The organism is Persicimonas caeni (assembly GCF_006517175.1).
Lineage (GTDB): Bacteria > Myxococcota_A > Bradymonadia > Bradymonadales > Bradymonadaceae > Persicimonas > Persicimonas caeni.
This window is the reverse complement of record NZ_CP041186.1, coordinates 6,539,265-6,554,822: the sequence shown is the minus strand read 5'-3', so window position 1 is coordinate 6,554,822 and position 15,558 is coordinate 6,539,265. Positions and strand designations below refer to the sequence as shown.

Sequence of the window (15,558 nt, the reverse complement as noted above, 5' to 3'; positions counted from 1 at the left end):
CCTGCGCCATCTCGTGTTTACACTCATCGCGCGAGCTTCTTCCTCCGTCCCGATTCACGGAGCCTCAATGACGCACCGCTCAACGCTGTCGATTTTCTTTGTATTGTTGCTCACCGCCCTGGTCTCGAGCGCTTGTAGCACCGGAGGCAATCAGCGCGCCGACGTCTGGCCCGCCGAAACCGCCCTGCCCGAGAGCCCACCGAAGGATCTGAACCAAGAAGCGCCCTCGGCGGTGCTGCGCACGGCAAGCGACGGGTTTGTCTACGTGGTCGGCATGAGCGACGACGTCCAACCGGGCACGCCCTTTTTGGGGCGCTATAGCGGCGAGTGGCCGCTTCGCGACCTCGCCCGCCCTGCCCTCGTCACAGGACGGCTGGTCAAGACTTACGACGGCGGCGTGGGGCTGGTTCACCTGTCGTACGAACTCCCCGACGCCGACCCGAACGGTCTCGAAGTCAATTGGGAGACGAAGCCCATCGACGATAACCTGGGCAAGGGGCGGGCGCGCATCTCGAAGGTGGAGAAAAAGCCCTCTCGCTCCGTGGAACTGTCCATCGGCACGCGCCATGGCGTACGTGACGGCGACTTCTACGCGATCTTGGGCGACGCCCCCAAAGGCAAAGTCGACCCAGCCAAGTTGCAGTTGAGCCGCCGGCTGACCGGGGTCTGCATGGTCCAGAAGGCCGGCGAGGATACGTCCAAGTGTACGCTGTGGCCCGGCAGCAAGCTGCACCCGCGCTTCGACGCGCCTCAAAAGGGCCAGCAGGCGATCTTCTTGGAGCACACCTTCGGCGCGGCGCCGCGTCAGGGCGTCATTCAGGTGGCGTCGGTCAACGGCGGTGACTCGGCGATGCAGGAAAAGATCGCCGCCGCCATGCGCGACTACCTGCAGAGCATCACCGAGGCGAAGACGGGCGTGGCGACCGTCGAGCAGACCCTCGACGCGACGATGGCCGACTTTTACGCCGAGTCCGAGAAGCTCGAGCACCTCGAAAAGCCCCAACTCGTCATCGGCACCACCGTCAAGGAGATCGACGGCAAGATGCACCTGATTGCCAACTACACCGGCGTCGGCCCGGCGAGCGGCCCTGGCATGGTGGCTGCGCCGCCCGAAGGCGGGGTGGATCTGGGTCCGGTGGACGACATCTCCCAAGCCCGTCTGCAGAATTTCGCAGCGACGGTGTGGGCGGCGATGCTCGTCTATCGTGGCCAGACGAGCGAGGCGCTCATCCAGCTGCACCAGATGCTCCGCGATCCGTCGCTCGAGGGCCCACTTCGCTGGCACGCCCGCGACCAGTACGCCATGCGCTGGGGCGCATTGGACAACTACCGCGAGGCACTGTGGCTGGTACTGCAAGACGAGACCATCGCTGCAGCCAAAAACGATCGCGAGGCGTGGCTCAACGCCTTGGGCACCCGCGTGCGCCTGTACGATTTTCTGGAACTGCCGGCGAGCGCCGTCTCCAGCGCCAAGCGCTATTTAGACGCGCGTGAGCAGGACAAGCCCGGCCCCTCGTGGCGTGCGGCGGTGGCGATGTACGGCGAGATGCTCATGGCTGACGGCCGCGTCGAAGACGCGCTCGCGGTGGTCGACCAGCTCGAGAAGGCCTGCCCCGAAGGTTGCGACGGTGATCTGAACTCGCATGTGGCCGGCATCTTCTGGGCCACCCCGCAGGGCAACGAGGAGGTCCAAGACGAACTCCTCGAATTCTTGGTCGACCACGTCGACCTCGACGACGCCAGCCAAGTCGCGGCCACTCGGCTCTACCAAGGCCTCATGGCGATGCGAAACGAGGACTACACGCAGGGCCTGGTCGCCTTTTTGGAGGCCGAGCGCCTCTACAAGAAGGCCAATAACCTCAGCGGCCAAGCGCGCTCGAAGTACTTTGCGTTCCTCGCCGACATGAGCATGGGCAACCCGCAAGACGCCTTCGACCGGGCACGAGAGGCGCAACAGCTCGAGATGAAGCTCAACGACTTCGCGTCGACTGCCCAGATCTTCGAGCGCATGACCTCGCTCTATACCAACCCCGACTTCCTCAAAAAGCCGGGACCCTACCTCGGGTCGGCCCGCCAGGTTTTGAGCGGCGCGGTGGAGTCGAATATCGCCATGGGCGATTTCGGCGGCGCCTCCGAGAACCTTCTGGCGCTCGGAAGCTTTATGCTCAAGATCGGCCAGGGCGAGCGCGCCAAGGACGTCTTGACCGAAGCGGTCGGCTACGCCGTCTCCTTCAAACGCTTCGACGTGGCCGCCATGGCACATTTGTACCTCGGCGTCATTGCGCGACAGGAGGGTCAGATGGCAGAATTCCGTGACGAGATTCAGAAAGCGAAGCTGATGGCCGAGCTTTCCGACGACCCGGCGATCAAACAAGCCGTCGAGGACGTGCTGAATCCCAAAGAGGATAAAGAAGTCCCTACACAACTGCTGTAATGACCGAGCCGTATATTGTGAAGATGCGCCCCTACCTTCGAAAGAAGGTGTGGGGCGGTCGTAAGTTGGCCGATGTATTTGGCAAAGAGCTCCCCGACGCCTCGCCGTACGGCGAGGCGTGGGAGGTCTCCGACCTACCCGAGGGCCAATCGTTCGCGACCAACGGTGCGCTGGCCGGCAAGTCGCTGCCCGAGCTCATCGAGCTCTGGGGCGACGCGCTGACCGCCGGCGTCGGTGACGCCTTTCCCCTTCTGGTCAAGGTGCTCGACGCCCAGGACGACCTGAGCGTGCAGGTCCACCCCGGCGAAGACGATATCGAGCGGCTCGGGCTCGACGCCGACTCCAAAGACGAATGCTGGATCATCCTCGACGTCGACGACGGCGGCTGCATCCTGCACGGCTTCGACAAGCCGACGACCGCCAGCGACTTTCGGATGGCGGTCGAGGAGAACCGGGCCGCCGACGTGCTTCGTAGCGTCGAGGTCGCCCCCGGCGACGTCATTCGCGTCTCACCGGGCACCATCCACGCCATCTGCAAGGGCGTCGCCCTGCTCGAAATCCAGCAACCCTCCGACACCACCTACCGAGTGTACGACTACAACCGACCCGGGATGGACGGAGAGCCTCGTGAGTTGCATCTCGAGGAGGCGATGCGGGTCTCGAAGTTCGACGCCCACCCGCCCGCCAAGCTCGACGGTCACACGAGCGAGAGCAACGAGGACGTCACGGTGCTCGTCGACGTGCCCGCTTATCGCATCGAACGTGTGAGCGGCGTACGCGAGCTTTCGTGGAAGGTCGACGGACGAACACCGCAGGTGGTCTTTGCCGCCGGCGGCACGGTTGTGCTCGAGGGCCCGGGCGCATCGGTCGAGCTTTCGTTCGGCGAGACGGCGGTGATTCCGGCGGGCGTCGGCGAGGTGAGCCTCCAGGGGACTCGAGGCGCCGACATCATCGTCGCCGGCCTCGGCGGAGCAGCTTTGCTATAGACTTAGCTTCGTAGTTTTTCGATAGCTCACACAGAAAAGCCCCGGCTCGGTCGACCGAGCCGGGGCTTTTCTCATTCACCATGCCTGTTGCTTACAGCGCGATGCACACGCCGATGAGGCAAACCTGGCCACTCGGGCAAACCTGTTCCCACGGCATCGCATCCTGCGGGCAGGTGCACATCATGCCGAAGATGCAGGCGTCAGGGCCACTGGGGCACTGCGGGTCGCATGTCATGCCGCTACCGTCGCCGATGAGGCTCTGGCAGGTCTGAGTGCTCGGGTCGCAGAACTGGCCTTGCTGGCAGTCGGCGTCCGAGGAGCACGACGTTCCGCTCTGCGGCATCTCGCACTGGCCGGTGGACTGGTTGCAGACCATGCCGCCGGTGCAGGCCGACGGATCGACCGAGCAGTCGGGCGGCGCGCCGCACGAGCCGTCGACGCAGACTTCGCCCTGCGGGCAGTCGCTGTTGCCGACACACTCGATGCAGCAGTTCGACACGCAGTAGAAGCCGGGGTCGCTACAGGCGTTGCCACCCTGCGACGGGTCGCAGCTCTCGTTGCAGACGATGCACTCACCGTTGGGGTTGCACGTCTCGCCGGCGCCGGTGTCGCAGTCGCTGTCGCTCAGGCACTGGGCGCAGAAGCAGCCATCGGCGTCGAACTTGTTGTAGACCGGGTCGGCCGCGCAATCGCTCGGCTCCGGGGTGCCCGGAGGGCAGTTATTATCGATGCAGGTGCCGGAGGTCGTGTCACAGATCTGGCCGTCGGTGCAGGCCGGGTCGCAGTTCTGCTCGGGCTCGCACTGGTCCGTCTGGGTGTTGCAGACCTGACCGGACGGGCAGCTTCCGCCGCACGGCTCGGTGCCGGTGACTTCACACTGGCTCGTCTGGGTGTTGCAGGTTTGGCCTTGCGGGCAGCCGCCACAGGGGTCGGTGCCGTCGGGGACGCAGGTGTTGTTGGTGTCGCAGGTCTCGCTGTCGGCGCAGTCGGTCGAGTCGTAGCAGTCGCCCACAGCGCAGCTTCCGGCGTCTTGGTCGCAGTACTCGCCATCGCCGCAGTCGTCGCTGGTGGTGCAGCCGGTCGAGTCGTCGGGGACGCACTCGTTGGCGAGGTTGCACTTTTCGCCGTCAGCGCAGTCAGCGTCGCTCTGGCAGTCGCCGACCGTGCTACCGTCGGTGCACAGGCCTTCCTGGCAGGATTCGCCTTCGGCGCAATCGCCGTCGCTCGAGCACTCGGGGACCGAGCAAACACCCTCGGGGTGCTCGTCGGTGACCAGGCAGACGAGGCTCGGCTCGTTTTCGCAGTTCGAGCACGCAGCCTCGATGCATTTACCCTCGTAGTTGCACGAGGTGCCGACCGGGCAGTCGCTATGGAAGGAGCACGACTCGACCGCGGAGGTGTCGTCCTCGCCACAACCGGCCAAGCCGATCATCAAAACAAACAAGGCTGCCAGTCCGACCCACAGACGTGGCATCTTTGGCGCAACCTTCCTACATCGTCCCACATCCATAGGCGACCTCTTGGTATTTTTGGGTGATTGGTTCATCTGTATTTGCCTAAAAACTCACGAAAGTTTTGGTATATCGCGAGCCACTATAATGAATTGGCATCCGGAGTTCAAACAATTGTTGCTTTGGGGGGATAGGGTCGCATTCAGAACTTCCGCGCCACTTCCCGCACCAACGCCTCATAATGCTCCGCCCCACGGCTATCTGGCGCGAACTCATAAATAGCCTGCCCCTCCAACTGGGCCTTGGCCAGTGCGGTGTTGATGCCGATGCGGGTGTCGAGCAGAAGGTCCTTCCAAGCCTCTTCGATCTGGCCGAGGATCTGATCGTTGATCGACTGGGTGCGTCCGTCGACCCGGGTGAGCACCACGCCGAGGACGCCCAAGTTGTGGCCGAGACGCTCGTTGACGGTGACGACCGTGCCGATGAGCTCGTCGGCGCCCTGCACCGACAGCGCCGACAGGTCGGTGGGGATGAGCACCTTGTCGGCAGCCACCAGGGCGTTGAGCGTCAGGTTGCCCTTGTTGGGGGGCGAATCGATGACGATGTAGTCGTAGTGGGTGCGCGTGATCTTGAGCGCGTCGCGCAGCAACGACTCCTTGCCGATCTTTTGAGCGATGCGCCCTTCCGCCTCGGCCAAGCCGGGATCGGCCGGGGTGAGGTCGAGGTTGTCGATGCCCGCCGAGGTGCGCGCGTCGAGCAGCTCGAGAGGATCATCGCTCAACAGAATCTCACTGACCGACTTTTTGCGCACGGACGTCGACAGACGCGCCGAAAGGCTCGTGGTGCAGTGGCCCTGGGCGTCCAAGTCGATGAGCAGCACCTTAGCCCCCTCGAACTTGGCGAGCCCCGCCGCCAGGTTGACCGCCGTGGTCGTCTTGCCGACGCCACCTTTGACGGTGGCCACTGCCAGAATCTTGGCGTGGCGATCGCCGCGCGGGTACTTCTCCTCAGTCTTGACGAGTCTCTTGAGGCCGTTGGTGATCAGGTTTCGCATTCCGTCGCTCCTGCACTGCGTGAATTCTCGGGAGGTACGTGCAAATTAGCGTGTTTGGCGTGATGACGCAACGCGTCACCCGCACGGCGCATCCAAGCCTTTGGAAGAGCTCGACTCCTTCAACGGTTGCCAAGTCGGCGCGAACTCCATATAGAGGTGTCGCGCGCGACAAGCGCGTTACCCACATAGCCGCCAGCCACTTCGTTGTACCCCCATCGATGAATGCCCCTTTTGAGGGCCCGAGGGTGACTGTGAACAAAGCAAGCCAAGGTAAGCTGGAGCCCGTCAACGGAACCGCTGCGTTTGTCGAGAACGCGGCCACCTCTCCCAGCGAGCACGTCTCGCGCGGCATCAAATTCGAAGAGCCGCTCATCTTCGAGCGCAGCCAACCTGGGCGGCGCGGCTTTAGCCTCCACGCCGACGACTGGGACGTACCTCGACTCGATCCCGCCGACATCTGGGACGACGCGCTGGTACGCTCGGAGAAGGCCGAGCTCCCCGAGGTCAGCGAGCCGGAGGTCGTTCGCCACTACACCCGCATGAGCCAGTGGAACTACTCCATCGACACCGGGTTCTACCCGTTGGGCTCGTGCACGATGAAGTACAACCCCAAGATCAACGAGGGCGTAGCGCGGCTGCCCGGCTTTGCCGGCCTGCACCCGTATATGCCCGACACCTGGTGCCAGGGCGCGCTCGAGTTGCTCTACAACCTGCAGGGCATCCTCACCGAGGTCAGCGGCCTGCCCCACTGCTCGCTGCAGCCGGCCGCCGGCGCCCAGGGCGAGCTCGCCGGACTGATGTGCATCCGCGCCTTCCACGAGTCGCGCGGAGACACCGCGCGCAAAAAGATCATCGTCCCCGAGTCGGCCCACGGCACCAACCCGGCTTCGGCGGCGTTCAACGGCTTCGATGTCATCGAGGTCAAGTGCGCTGAGGACGGACGCCTCCTTCCCGAGGCGGTCGCCGAGGTGATGGACGAGACGGTCGCCGGCCTGATGATCACCAACCCGAGCACCATGGGGCTCTTCGAGACCCACATCGGCGACATCTGCCAGATCGTCCACGAAGGCGGCGGCAAAGTCTACATGGACGGCGCGAATATGAACGCCATCCTAGGCAAGACCCGCCCGGGTGACTTCGGCGTCGACGTGATGCACTACAACGTGCACAAGACCTTCTCGACGCCGCACGGCGGCGGCGGTCCGGGCGCCGGCCCCATCTGCGTGAGCGACGACCTCGAGCCGTTTTTGCCCGTGCCGCGCGTGGCGAAGAACGACGATCCCGACGCCGCCGAGAACGAGCGATTCTACCTGAGCTGGGAGCACCCGCAGTCGGTCGGCAAGCTCAAGGCCTACTGGGGCAACTTCCTGGTGTACGTGCGCGGCTACACCTACCTGTCCGAGTACGGCCACAAGCTCGAGGAGGTCACCGAGCGCGCCGTGCTCAACGCAAACTACCTGCGCGTCAAACTCAACGACGTGCTCGATGTGGGCTTCGAGGGCACCTGCATGCACGAGGTCGTCTTCAACGACAACACCCTGCAGGAGCGCGGCGTCGAGACCCTCGACGTGGCCAAGCGCCTCATCGACTACGGCTTCCACCCGCCCACGGTCTATTTCCCGCTGAATATCCACGGCGCGCTGATGGTCGAGCCCACCGAGACCGAGTCTCGAGCCACGCTCGACGCGTTCGCCACGACCGTGCGCACCATCCTCGACGAGGCCGCCGAGAACCCCGAACTGCTCAAGCACGCCCCGCACAACGCCTTCCGCACGCGCCTCGACGAGACGCGCGCGGCGCGCCAGCCTGTGCTGACTTATAAACAGTTGGTGGCGGCGAGGGAGCAGAACGATTCAGAAGCAGGTGCGTAAGAGCAACTGCATCCTCTCCGCCCGAGGCGTAGCCGAGGGATGGAGAGGACCGAGGAGAGGCAGCCCTCTCCGCCCGTAGCGAAGCGAAGGGAGGGAGAGGGACCGAGGGAGAGGCCTTTTTGCTTTTCGCAAGCCTTTTTTCCTCCTCCTCGATCCTCCCCACTTTTTAACTGCAAAGCGGGGAGGAAGATGTCGGCTTGGCGATCGTCCGACCACTTCGTCCTACTCACACGTCTCGGGCTGTGCGTCCTGCACAGCCCGAAACTCCGGCGCACCATCCGCGCCCACCGTCTTCACAAAGCACGCATATTGCGCCTTCGCGTCGTCACGCTGGTAGGCCACGTTGTGCCCGTCCATCACGCTCGGCTCGTACATGCCGACCACGCCCGTCATCGTGCCGTCGATGTTGGCGCTGACCGGTGTGGCCAAGGGTTGGGCGTGGTCGGGCGCGATGAGGGTCATCAAGTCGAGCGCTTCGGTCTCGGCGACCGGCTCGGCGAAGTCGATGCCCAGCGCGCCCGACAAGGCGGTGCGGCTCTCGACGCTGAAGTAGCCGTCGTCGATGCCCGAGTGCTGCAGGATATGCTTGGCCGGGGTATTCGGATGCGGCTCGTGAATGGCGTGGCGAGCGTGGACCACCGGGTCGACGAAGTCCCACGTCTGCTGCACCGCGCTCAGCGCGATGTCGTAGCGGTCGAGGACCTCGTCGTTGCGGTAGCCGAGCGCGCGCTTGAGGATGGGCTTGAGCCGGAACGGCTTGATCGACTCGAGCGCCGTCTCGATGAGCGTGCCGCCCGAGCCCGACAGGATGCCGGCGTCGATCTCTTCGCTGACGGTCAGCGCCGGCAGGCCGATGGTCGAGCCCATCGACTGACCCATGGCGGTGAACGAGTCGGCGTTGAAGCGGATCTTGCCGTCGGCGGCGTCGCCCGTGTCGACCAGGTCGTTGGCGACCGACGGGTCGATCTCGACGTTGGCCAGAAGGCGCGCATGCAGGGTGACCTCGTTGGCCGACACAATGAAGTTGTCGACGGTCGCGCGCGGGTTGTTCAACAGGTCGTAAAGCTTCAGGCCGGTGGTGTCCGGCGGACTGAAGCGCGTGCCGTGGAACGGGAACTCGGCCGCAAAGCCGGCGATGCCGTACGGGGCGACCACGCCTCCGGGACCCGTGCCGTGCGGCGCCGGCGTGTCGAGGTCGGGTCTGGCGCCGCGGTCGATGAGCTCCTGCATCTCACCACCCGAGCCGTGCATATACATGAGCACCGGAAAGCCGCCCTCGGGCATCGGAGTCTTGGGGATGGTCACCAGAAACGGCACGCTGTCCTTGGCCTGCTCGACGGGCACGCCCGAGTCATCGAACACGATCTTGCCGTCGGGCGGCGACGAATACGGGCGCTCGCCGGCCTGGATGATGGGCACTTCGTAGGTGCCGCGAAGCACCACGTAGTCGTCGAGCTCCTCGACGAAGGTGAGCGTGCTCGGGTCGAACTGCGGGTCGGGCAGGTTGCGGTAGTACTCGTTGATGCGCACCAGTCGAGAGGCCGGGTCGCCGGTGGTGAAGAGCGTGATCGAGGCGATCGCACCGTCGCTCAAGCCGGCATCGGTCAGAAGCTCCTTAGCGTCGATGTACGGCTGAGCCGCCACGGTGCCGTTGACACCTTCGACGTCCTCACCAGCCAACAGCTCGGCCATCGCCGCATCGGGAACGAGCGGCTCGCCGTCGGTGTCGGTCACCTGGGTGGTCACCACGAACGCGTAGCGCGTATTGGGCCGGCGCACCACGCCGAACGGCGAGATGCAGCCGAGCAGGTTGGCGTCGTGGATGGTCCCCTCGCCTTCGGTGAATTTGCAGTCGATGGGCAGCATCTCGCCCTGCTGGGGAGAATCGGGGTCGACGTCCATCAAGAAGACGCTCGGAAAGCCCTCGTCGGTGCTCGTCGACGCCTCGATCGTCTGCGGCAACGTCGACGGGTCGATGGGCTCGCTGAAGTGCACAAACACCCCGCTCACCAGGCCCCAGCCGTCCATCAGGTCGTCAGCGGCGTCGAACCACAGCTTCAACAACCCGTTGTCATACGCTCCATCCCAATCGCTGAACCCGAACGAGCCGTCTTCTTTGCGGCGCGTGTCGCTCGGAAACGGCACCGAGAAGAAGTCGTCGGACGTCGGGTCGAAGCGCACTCGCGTGCCCAAGTCGACGGCCGCATCGGCGTCGTCCGATGTATCTGCGGCGTCCGTCTGCGAGTCAGGCCCGACGTCGCCGAGCGTCTGGTTGTTGGTCTGAGAGTCGTCGTCCGAGCAGGCGACAGCGAAGGTTGCGACAAGCGCGGCAACAAGTGCGGCGAGGGGGAGGCGTCGTGCGTACAAATTGGCACCTTTGGGACATCATGAAGACAAACGTTGCGATGCCCTAGGTTCTAGCAGCTTTTCCTTGGTGCTGCCAATATGTGGCGCCTTGCAGGAATGTGGCGCCATCCCCCAGCTACGCGAAAAGCGCTTTGCAGGGGGCTATCAAATCGGGTTACGCTCTACGAGCTTGCCTTCCGTTGGCCTCGCATGATCAACCACGCCTCGTTTTCGGTGCAAACTGCCAAGAAGTGCAGATGGCGCAGGCCTTGCTCGAAGCAAAAGCCTGCGCCAAACCAACCCGAAACCCCTAAACCCCTAAACTCCTATACCCCTATCGCGCCTAATACTACTTGGTCAATTTCGTGGCCCGCACCTGAGCGAGACCAGGGCCACGAGCGCGAGAAGGCATTCTGACAGCGATGCCGGTGCGCATCATGGAAGAATGACGCCGAAGCGATCGTGGTTCTGGGCCGCTCCAGGGCGGGTTCACCGAAAGTGACCAAGTCGTACTAAAGCCCGATAGCCTTCGTAATGATCTCCTTCATGATCTCGGAGGTGCCGCCGCCGATGCTGATCAGGCGGGTGTCGCGCCAGGCGCGGGCGACCGGGCCCTCTTCGACGTAGCCCATACCGCCGTGCATCTGCAGGCACTTGTCGATGACGTCCATCGCCACGTCGCCGCCCTTGAGCTTGGCCATCGAGATCTCGCGCTGACAGGGAATCCCGCGCTCGAACAGGTCGGCGGCGTGGTAGGTGAGTTGACGGGTGGCCTCGAGCTCGGTCTCACAGTCGACCACGCGGTGGCGAAGCACCTGGAAGCCCATCAAGCTCTTGCCGAAGGCGTTGCGCTCCTTGAGGTACTCCTTGGTCTTGTCGAGCATGAGTTGCGCGCCGGCGACCGCAGTCAGGGCGCCCACGAGGCGCTCGCCCTGGAAGTTCTGCATGATGTAGTAGAAGCCATGGCCCTCGTTGCCCAATAGGTAGCGGCTGGGGATGCGACACTCGTCGAAGAAGAGCTCGGCGGTGTCCGAGGTGCGGTTGCCGATCTTTTTGAGCTTCTTGCCGACCTCGAAGCCGGGGGTGTCGGTGGGGAACAAGAAGAGGCTGATGCCGCCGTAGCGGTTGTCGCGGTCGGTGCGCGCGGCCAGGGTGATGAAGTCGGCCTGGGTGCCGTTGGTGATCCAGGTCTTTTGGCCGCTGATGACGTAGTCGTCGCCGTCCTTCTTGGCCACCGTGGTCATGCCGGCGACGTCGCTGCCCGCGCCCGGCTCCGAGACGCCGAGCGCGGCGATCTTTTCGCCCTTGATGGCCGGGGTCAAAAACTCCTCTTTTTGCTCGTCGGTGCCGATCTCGTTGATGATCGGAGTGGCCATATTGCTCTGGACGAGCATCGCCAGGGTCAGGCCGGCCATCTCGCAGCGCGGCATCTCCTCGCAGAAGACCGCCGTGTGCCAGATATCGCCGCCGACGCCGCCGACTTCGACGGGATACCGGGCGCCCAAGAAGCCCAAGTCGCCCATCGTCTTGAAGAGCTCGCGCGGAAACGAGCGCTGCTCTTCCCACTCGTCGGCATGCGGGGCGAGTTCCTTCTCGGCGAAGTTTCGCACCTGCTTGCGAAACATTTCGTGCTCTTCGGTGAACTGCGGATATCTCTTCTGGTCACTCATGGCGGCGTCCTCTGAGGATGAACGATTAAGTAAGTATTCACTAACCACCCGGGATTCTAAACAAGATGAGGTGCCTTGGCAACCGCCACAGCGTCTCGGCCGACGCCGCCGCGATTGAATTCGGCAACCCGTTGGGATATACGCACAATCACCTTCGCCCACTCCAAGTAGTTTGTTTGGGCCCGTCCCATGTCTGATGTTCTCGAAAACCTGCGCGACCTTGGGGCTCGCGAATACGACAAGACCGGGTTTCCGCGCTTGCTGCGCGCCGGCGGGCTGCTGATCGGCATCTTTGTGGTGGGCACGCTCGGCTACTGGTCGGCCGCCCCGCCCGAGTACACCCTGCTCGACTGCGCCTACATGACCACCATCACGCTGACGACGGTGGGCTACGGCGAGGTGATCCCCGTCGAGGGCAATTCGTCCCTCGAGGCGTTTACCATCGGGCTGATCATCGCCGGCATGGGCATCATGTTGTACTTCGTCTCCTCGCTCACCGCCTTCATCATCGAGGGCGAGCTGCGCGACCTGATTCGGATGAGGAGAATGGACCGCGAAATCGACAAGCTCGAAAATCACCTGATCATCTGCGGCATCGGCAAGACCGGCGTACACGTGTTGCGCGAGGTGCTGCAGAGCAACCAGCCGTGCGTGGTCATCGAGAGGAGCCGCGGGCGCATCGACGAAGAGCTCGAGGAGCTCGGCGAGGAGTTTTTGTATATCGTCGGCGACGCCACCCACGACAACGTGCTCCAGCACGCCGGCATCGAGCGCGCCACCGGCCTCATCGCCTCGTTGGGCAACGACCGCGACAACCTCTTCGTGACCATCACCGCCCGCAGCCTCAACGAGAAGGTGCGCATCGTCTCCCGCGGCGAACACCCCGAGGCCGAGCAGAAGTTCAAGATGGCCGGGGCCACCAGCGTCATCTACACCAACGTGCTCGGCGGACTTCGCATGGCCGCCGAGGCGATCCGCCCCGAGGTCACCACCTTCCTCGACCTGATGATGCAGGACCACGAGCACTACCGGCGCGTCGAAGAGCTGCCCGTGCCCAACAACAGCCCGCTCATCGGCCTGACCATCCGCGACACCCGCATCCGCCAGCACACCGACGCGCTGGTCATCGCCGTGTACCGCGAGCAAGACGGCGAGTACATCTTCAACCCCGGCCCCGACTACGAAATCACCACCGGCACCAAGCTCATCGTGCTCACGCTGGTCGACGATATCGAGACGCTGGAGGCGTTGATTCGGGGTGAACTCTAAAAACCTGACACGCCTCGCGAAACGTGTTAACACTCCCGCCTGTACGCTTTCGCCCTTTTCATCGAACTACAAACCACGGAAGGAGTAAGAATTGGGCGCGATTTCAGGCACATTGACCTACAAGCTATTTTACGTTCAAGGCGAGCTTCCCTCGGATTGGAAAGACCGCTTTGTCCAGAACGTCCAGCACCACGCTTTCGAGCCGCTCAAGCCCGAAGACGAGGATGAGGAGTCGATGGGCTGGGTCATCATCGACCGGCCGCTGCACACCAACTTCGACCTGTACAGCATGCTCTTCAACCATTTCATCAACTTGAGCCTGCGCCAGGACCGCTACGTGGTCCCCGGGGCGATGCTCAACGCGCACCTCGCCGAAGCCACGCGCGAGTACATGCGCGAGAATGAAAAGAAGAAGCTGTCCAAATTCGAGAAGAACGACCTCAAGGAGATGGTCAAACGCCGTCTCAAGGAACAGCAACTCCCGCGCATGCGCATCGTCGACATGAGCTGGGACATCAACGCCGGTCGGGTGCGCTTTTGGAGCCACTCGAACAAGATGTGCGAACTGTTCCAGGGCTTCTTCGAAGACACCTTCGGCCTCAAGCTCTTGCCGGCCAACCCGTACATCAACGCCGTCGAGCTGGGCCTCGAGCCCGAAGAAGTCGAAGTCCTGCAGGCCGTCGAGCCGTCGAATTTCGTCGGCCGCAAGCCTCAGTAACTAAGGAAAACGACGGAATCACCACAGGACACACGGGGGCCACGGGGAACAGCCTCTCGAACGCCTTTCTCCGTGCCCCCTGTGCTCCCCGTGGTGAACTCCCCGACTCGAGACCCAAGTGGATACAGCATGGACCTGATCGATCTGATTAATAGCCGGACGTTTCTCGGCAGCGAATTTTTGATGTGGCTTTGGTTCAAAGCCGAGTGCCTCGACGGGCTGTTCGACATCCCGAACCACGACCGCGTCGAGGTCTCCTTCGACGACCAGCTCACGCTGGAGGCCTACCTGGCCGAGACCGAGCGCAACATGTTCCGCGGCGGCGCGCCGGCGTATTCGCCGGAGGCGAAGACCGCGCTGCAGGAAGGAAAGCGCGTGCAGGCTGCGAAGCTGCGCGTCGTCAAGGAGGGCCGCGAGTGGACCTTCAAGATCAAGGCGGAGACCCTGGGGCTGACCAGCGTCAAGATCCCGTCGCTTCTGAGCAAGGAAGAAGAGGAGCAGTTCTACGAGCGCATGTACCTCGTCGAAGAGCTCGAAGAGATCCTCGACGAGCTCTACAAAGAGTTCCTCGGGATTCGCCTGTCGCAGGCATGGAATAGTGTGATGCTTCCTGCGATTCAGAAATGGGTGCACACCGAGGAGCTGCTCAACCCGGATCACTATCCGAGCGAGCAGGAGCTCGACCAGCCGCTGGACATCCCCGGTGCGCCAGTCAAACGTGAAGCCGAGACGGCCCCGGCCGAGTAGGCATCACCTGTCGGAGGGCGCCGCGTGCGCCCTCCTCCACCGCCTTCGCCACCGTTGTAAAGCACCCCATGTCCATCCTCGAAGCACTCCTGCTGGGCCTCATCCAGGGCATCACCGAGTTTTTGCCCATCAGCTCCTCGGGCCACCTGGTTATCAGCCAGCACCTGCTTGGGGTCAAAGAGCCCGAGCTGCTCTTCGACATCATCTTGCACGTCGGCACCCTGGTCGCCGTCGTCGCCTACTACTGGTCGGACATCCGCGAGGTCGTCTCGGGCTTGTTTACGGGCCTGCGAGACTTCTTCAAGACGCGTTCGGTCGAGCGGCTCGCCGAGCCGCAGGGCGTGCGCCTGGCGTGGCTGACGATCTTGGCGACCATCCCCACCGGCATCATCGGGCTGGGTATTGAAAAGCTGATCGACCCGCCCGAGGGCACCGAGCCCTTTATCACCGCCAAGGTGGTCGCAGGCCTGCTCATCATCAACGGCTTCATCCTGTTCGCGAACCGCTTCTTGGGAAAGACCAAGCCCGAGGAGCGCGAGTCGACCTGGAGCCTGTGGAATATCACCCCGATGGTCGCCATCGGCATCGGGATCGCCCAGGGCATCGCAGTTACGCCAGGCTTCTCGCGCGCCGGGCTGACGATCACCATCGCCCTGGCGCTCGGGATCATGCGCGTGCAGGCAGCACGCTTCTCGTTTCTCATCTCCATCCCGGCAATTTTGGGCGCGCTCGTTCTCAAGTTCGACCTGACGATGTTCACCGAGGCGACGACGACCGAGCTCATCGCCTTCGGCGCAGGGGCGTTGACTGCGGCGGCGGTGGGGTATGCGAGTATTTTGCTCTTGGTTGAAATGCTCAAGAAGGCCAGATTCCACCACTTTTCGTGGTATTGCTGGGTGGTGGGTATTTTGGGCGTTGCGCTGTTGTAGGCGTTGCTTTTTGGCGCCCCCTTTTAGCGACGCTACGCTTTTCGACGCCCCCCATCCGAGCCGCGCTGTACTGCGCGCGTCCC

Annotated in this window: 11 protein-coding genes; 7 read left to right on the top strand and 4 right to left on the bottom strand. The window is 63.4% G+C overall.

What is annotated here, in order from left to right; genetic code table 11:
* Positions 1–67: 67 nt before the first annotated feature.
* The gene (locus FIV42_RS24300) at positions 68–2,434 is read left to right on the top strand and encodes a hypothetical protein (RefSeq protein WP_141200204.1); all 2,367 of its coding nucleotides are present in this window, start codon (positions 68–70) and stop codon (positions 2,432–2,434) included.
* The gene (locus FIV42_RS24295) at positions 2,434–3,420 is read left to right on the top strand and encodes a type I phosphomannose isomerase catalytic subunit (RefSeq protein ID WP_141200203.1); all 987 of its coding nucleotides are present in this window, start codon (positions 2,434–2,436) and stop codon (positions 3,418–3,420) included. The genes FIV42_RS24300 and FIV42_RS24295 overlap by 1 nt, the downstream gene beginning before the upstream one ends.
* 91 nt (positions 3,421–3,511) lie before the next feature.
* On the opposite strand, the gene FIV42_RS24290 is transcribed toward FIV42_RS24295, so the two are convergent.
* Both FIV42_RS24290 and FIV42_RS24285 read right to left on the bottom strand, forming a co-directional pair.
* Positions 3,512–4,894 carry a hypothetical protein gene (locus FIV42_RS24290; RefSeq protein WP_141200202.1) on the bottom strand — a complete coding sequence of 461 codons (1,383 nt, stop codon included), beginning with the start codon at positions 4,892–4,894 and terminating at the stop codon, positions 3,512–3,514.
* Positions 4,895–5,073: 179 nt separating this feature from the next.
* A complete protein-coding gene (locus FIV42_RS24285; protein ID WP_141200201.1) occupies positions 5,074–5,925 on the bottom strand; it encodes a ParA family protein in 852 nt (283 codons plus the stop codon).
* Between the two features lie 350 nt (positions 5,926–6,275).
* On the opposite strand from FIV42_RS24285, the gene gcvPB reads away from it, so the two are divergent.
* On the top strand, positions 6,276–7,796 hold the full coding sequence (gcvPB, locus tag FIV42_RS24280) for an aminomethyl-transferring glycine dehydrogenase subunit GcvPB (protein ID WP_141201397.1): 1,521 nt from the start codon (positions 6,276–6,278) through the stop codon (positions 7,794–7,796).
* A 222-nt stretch (positions 7,797–8,018) separates the two neighbouring features.
* Here the strand turns inward: gcvPB and FIV42_RS24275 are convergent, their stop codons facing one another.
* Positions 8,019–10,163, bottom strand: coding sequence for a hypothetical protein (locus tag FIV42_RS24275; RefSeq protein ID WP_141200200.1), 2,145 nt, complete (start codon positions 10,161–10,163; stop codon positions 8,019–8,021).
* A 491-nt stretch (positions 10,164–10,654) separates the two neighbouring features.
* On the bottom strand, positions 10,655–11,812 hold the full coding sequence (locus FIV42_RS24270) for an acyl-CoA dehydrogenase family protein (protein ID WP_141200199.1): 1,158 nt from the start codon (positions 11,810–11,812) through the stop codon (positions 10,655–10,657).
* Between the two features lie 189 nt (positions 11,813–12,001).
* On the opposite strand from FIV42_RS24270, the gene FIV42_RS24265 reads away from it, so the two are divergent.
* From FIV42_RS24265 to FIV42_RS24250, 4 genes are all read left to right on the top strand, one after another.
* A complete protein-coding gene (locus FIV42_RS24265) occupies positions 12,002–13,081 on the top strand; it encodes a potassium channel family protein (protein WP_141200198.1) in 1,080 nt (359 codons plus the stop codon).
* A 91-nt stretch (positions 13,082–13,172) separates the two neighbouring features.
* Entirely contained in the window at positions 13,173–13,799 is a 627-nt protein-coding gene (gene rdgC, locus FIV42_RS24260) for a recombination-associated protein RdgC (protein ID WP_141200197.1), read from the top strand.
* A gap of 129 nt (positions 13,800–13,928) precedes the next feature.
* Entirely contained in the window at positions 13,929–14,546 is a 618-nt protein-coding gene (locus tag FIV42_RS24255; protein ID WP_141200196.1) for a hypothetical protein, read from the top strand.
* 68 nt (positions 14,547–14,614) lie between these two features.
* Positions 14,615–15,475, top strand: a complete 861-nt coding sequence (locus tag FIV42_RS24250; RefSeq protein WP_141200195.1) for an undecaprenyl-diphosphate phosphatase — start codon at positions 14,615–14,617, stop codon at positions 15,473–15,475.
* The last annotated feature ends 83 nt before the right edge of the window (positions 15,476–15,558 follow it).

What these genes read in the sequence shown, in the direction of transcription:
- FIV42_RS24300 (WP_141200204.1), top strand. Translation starts at nt 68, where the DNA reads ATGACGCACCGCTCAACGCTGTCGATTTTCTTTGTATTGTTGCTCACC.
- FIV42_RS24295 (WP_141200203.1), top strand. Translation starts at nt 2,434, where the DNA reads ATGACCGAGCCGTATATTGTGAAGATGCGCCCCTACCTTCGAAAGAAG.
- FIV42_RS24290 (WP_141200202.1), bottom strand. Translation starts at nt 4,894, where the DNA reads ATGCCACGTCTGTGGGTCGGACTGGCAGCCTTGTTTGTTTTGATGATC.
- FIV42_RS24285 (WP_141200201.1), bottom strand. Translation starts at nt 5,925, where the DNA reads ATGCGAAACCTGATCACCAACGGCCTCAAGAGACTCGTCAAGACTGAG.
- FIV42_RS24270 (WP_141200199.1), bottom strand. Translation starts at nt 11,812, where the DNA reads ATGAGTGACCAGAAGAGATATCCGCAGTTCACCGAAGAGCACGAAATG.
- FIV42_RS24265 (WP_141200198.1), top strand. Translation starts at nt 12,002, where the DNA reads ATGTCTGATGTTCTCGAAAACCTGCGCGACCTTGGGGCTCGCGAATAC.
- FIV42_RS24255 (WP_141200196.1), top strand. Translation starts at nt 13,929, where the DNA reads ATGGACCTGATCGATCTGATTAATAGCCGGACGTTTCTCGGCAGCGAA.
- FIV42_RS24250 (WP_141200195.1), top strand. Translation starts at nt 14,615, where the DNA reads ATGTCCATCCTCGAAGCACTCCTGCTGGGCCTCATCCAGGGCATCACC.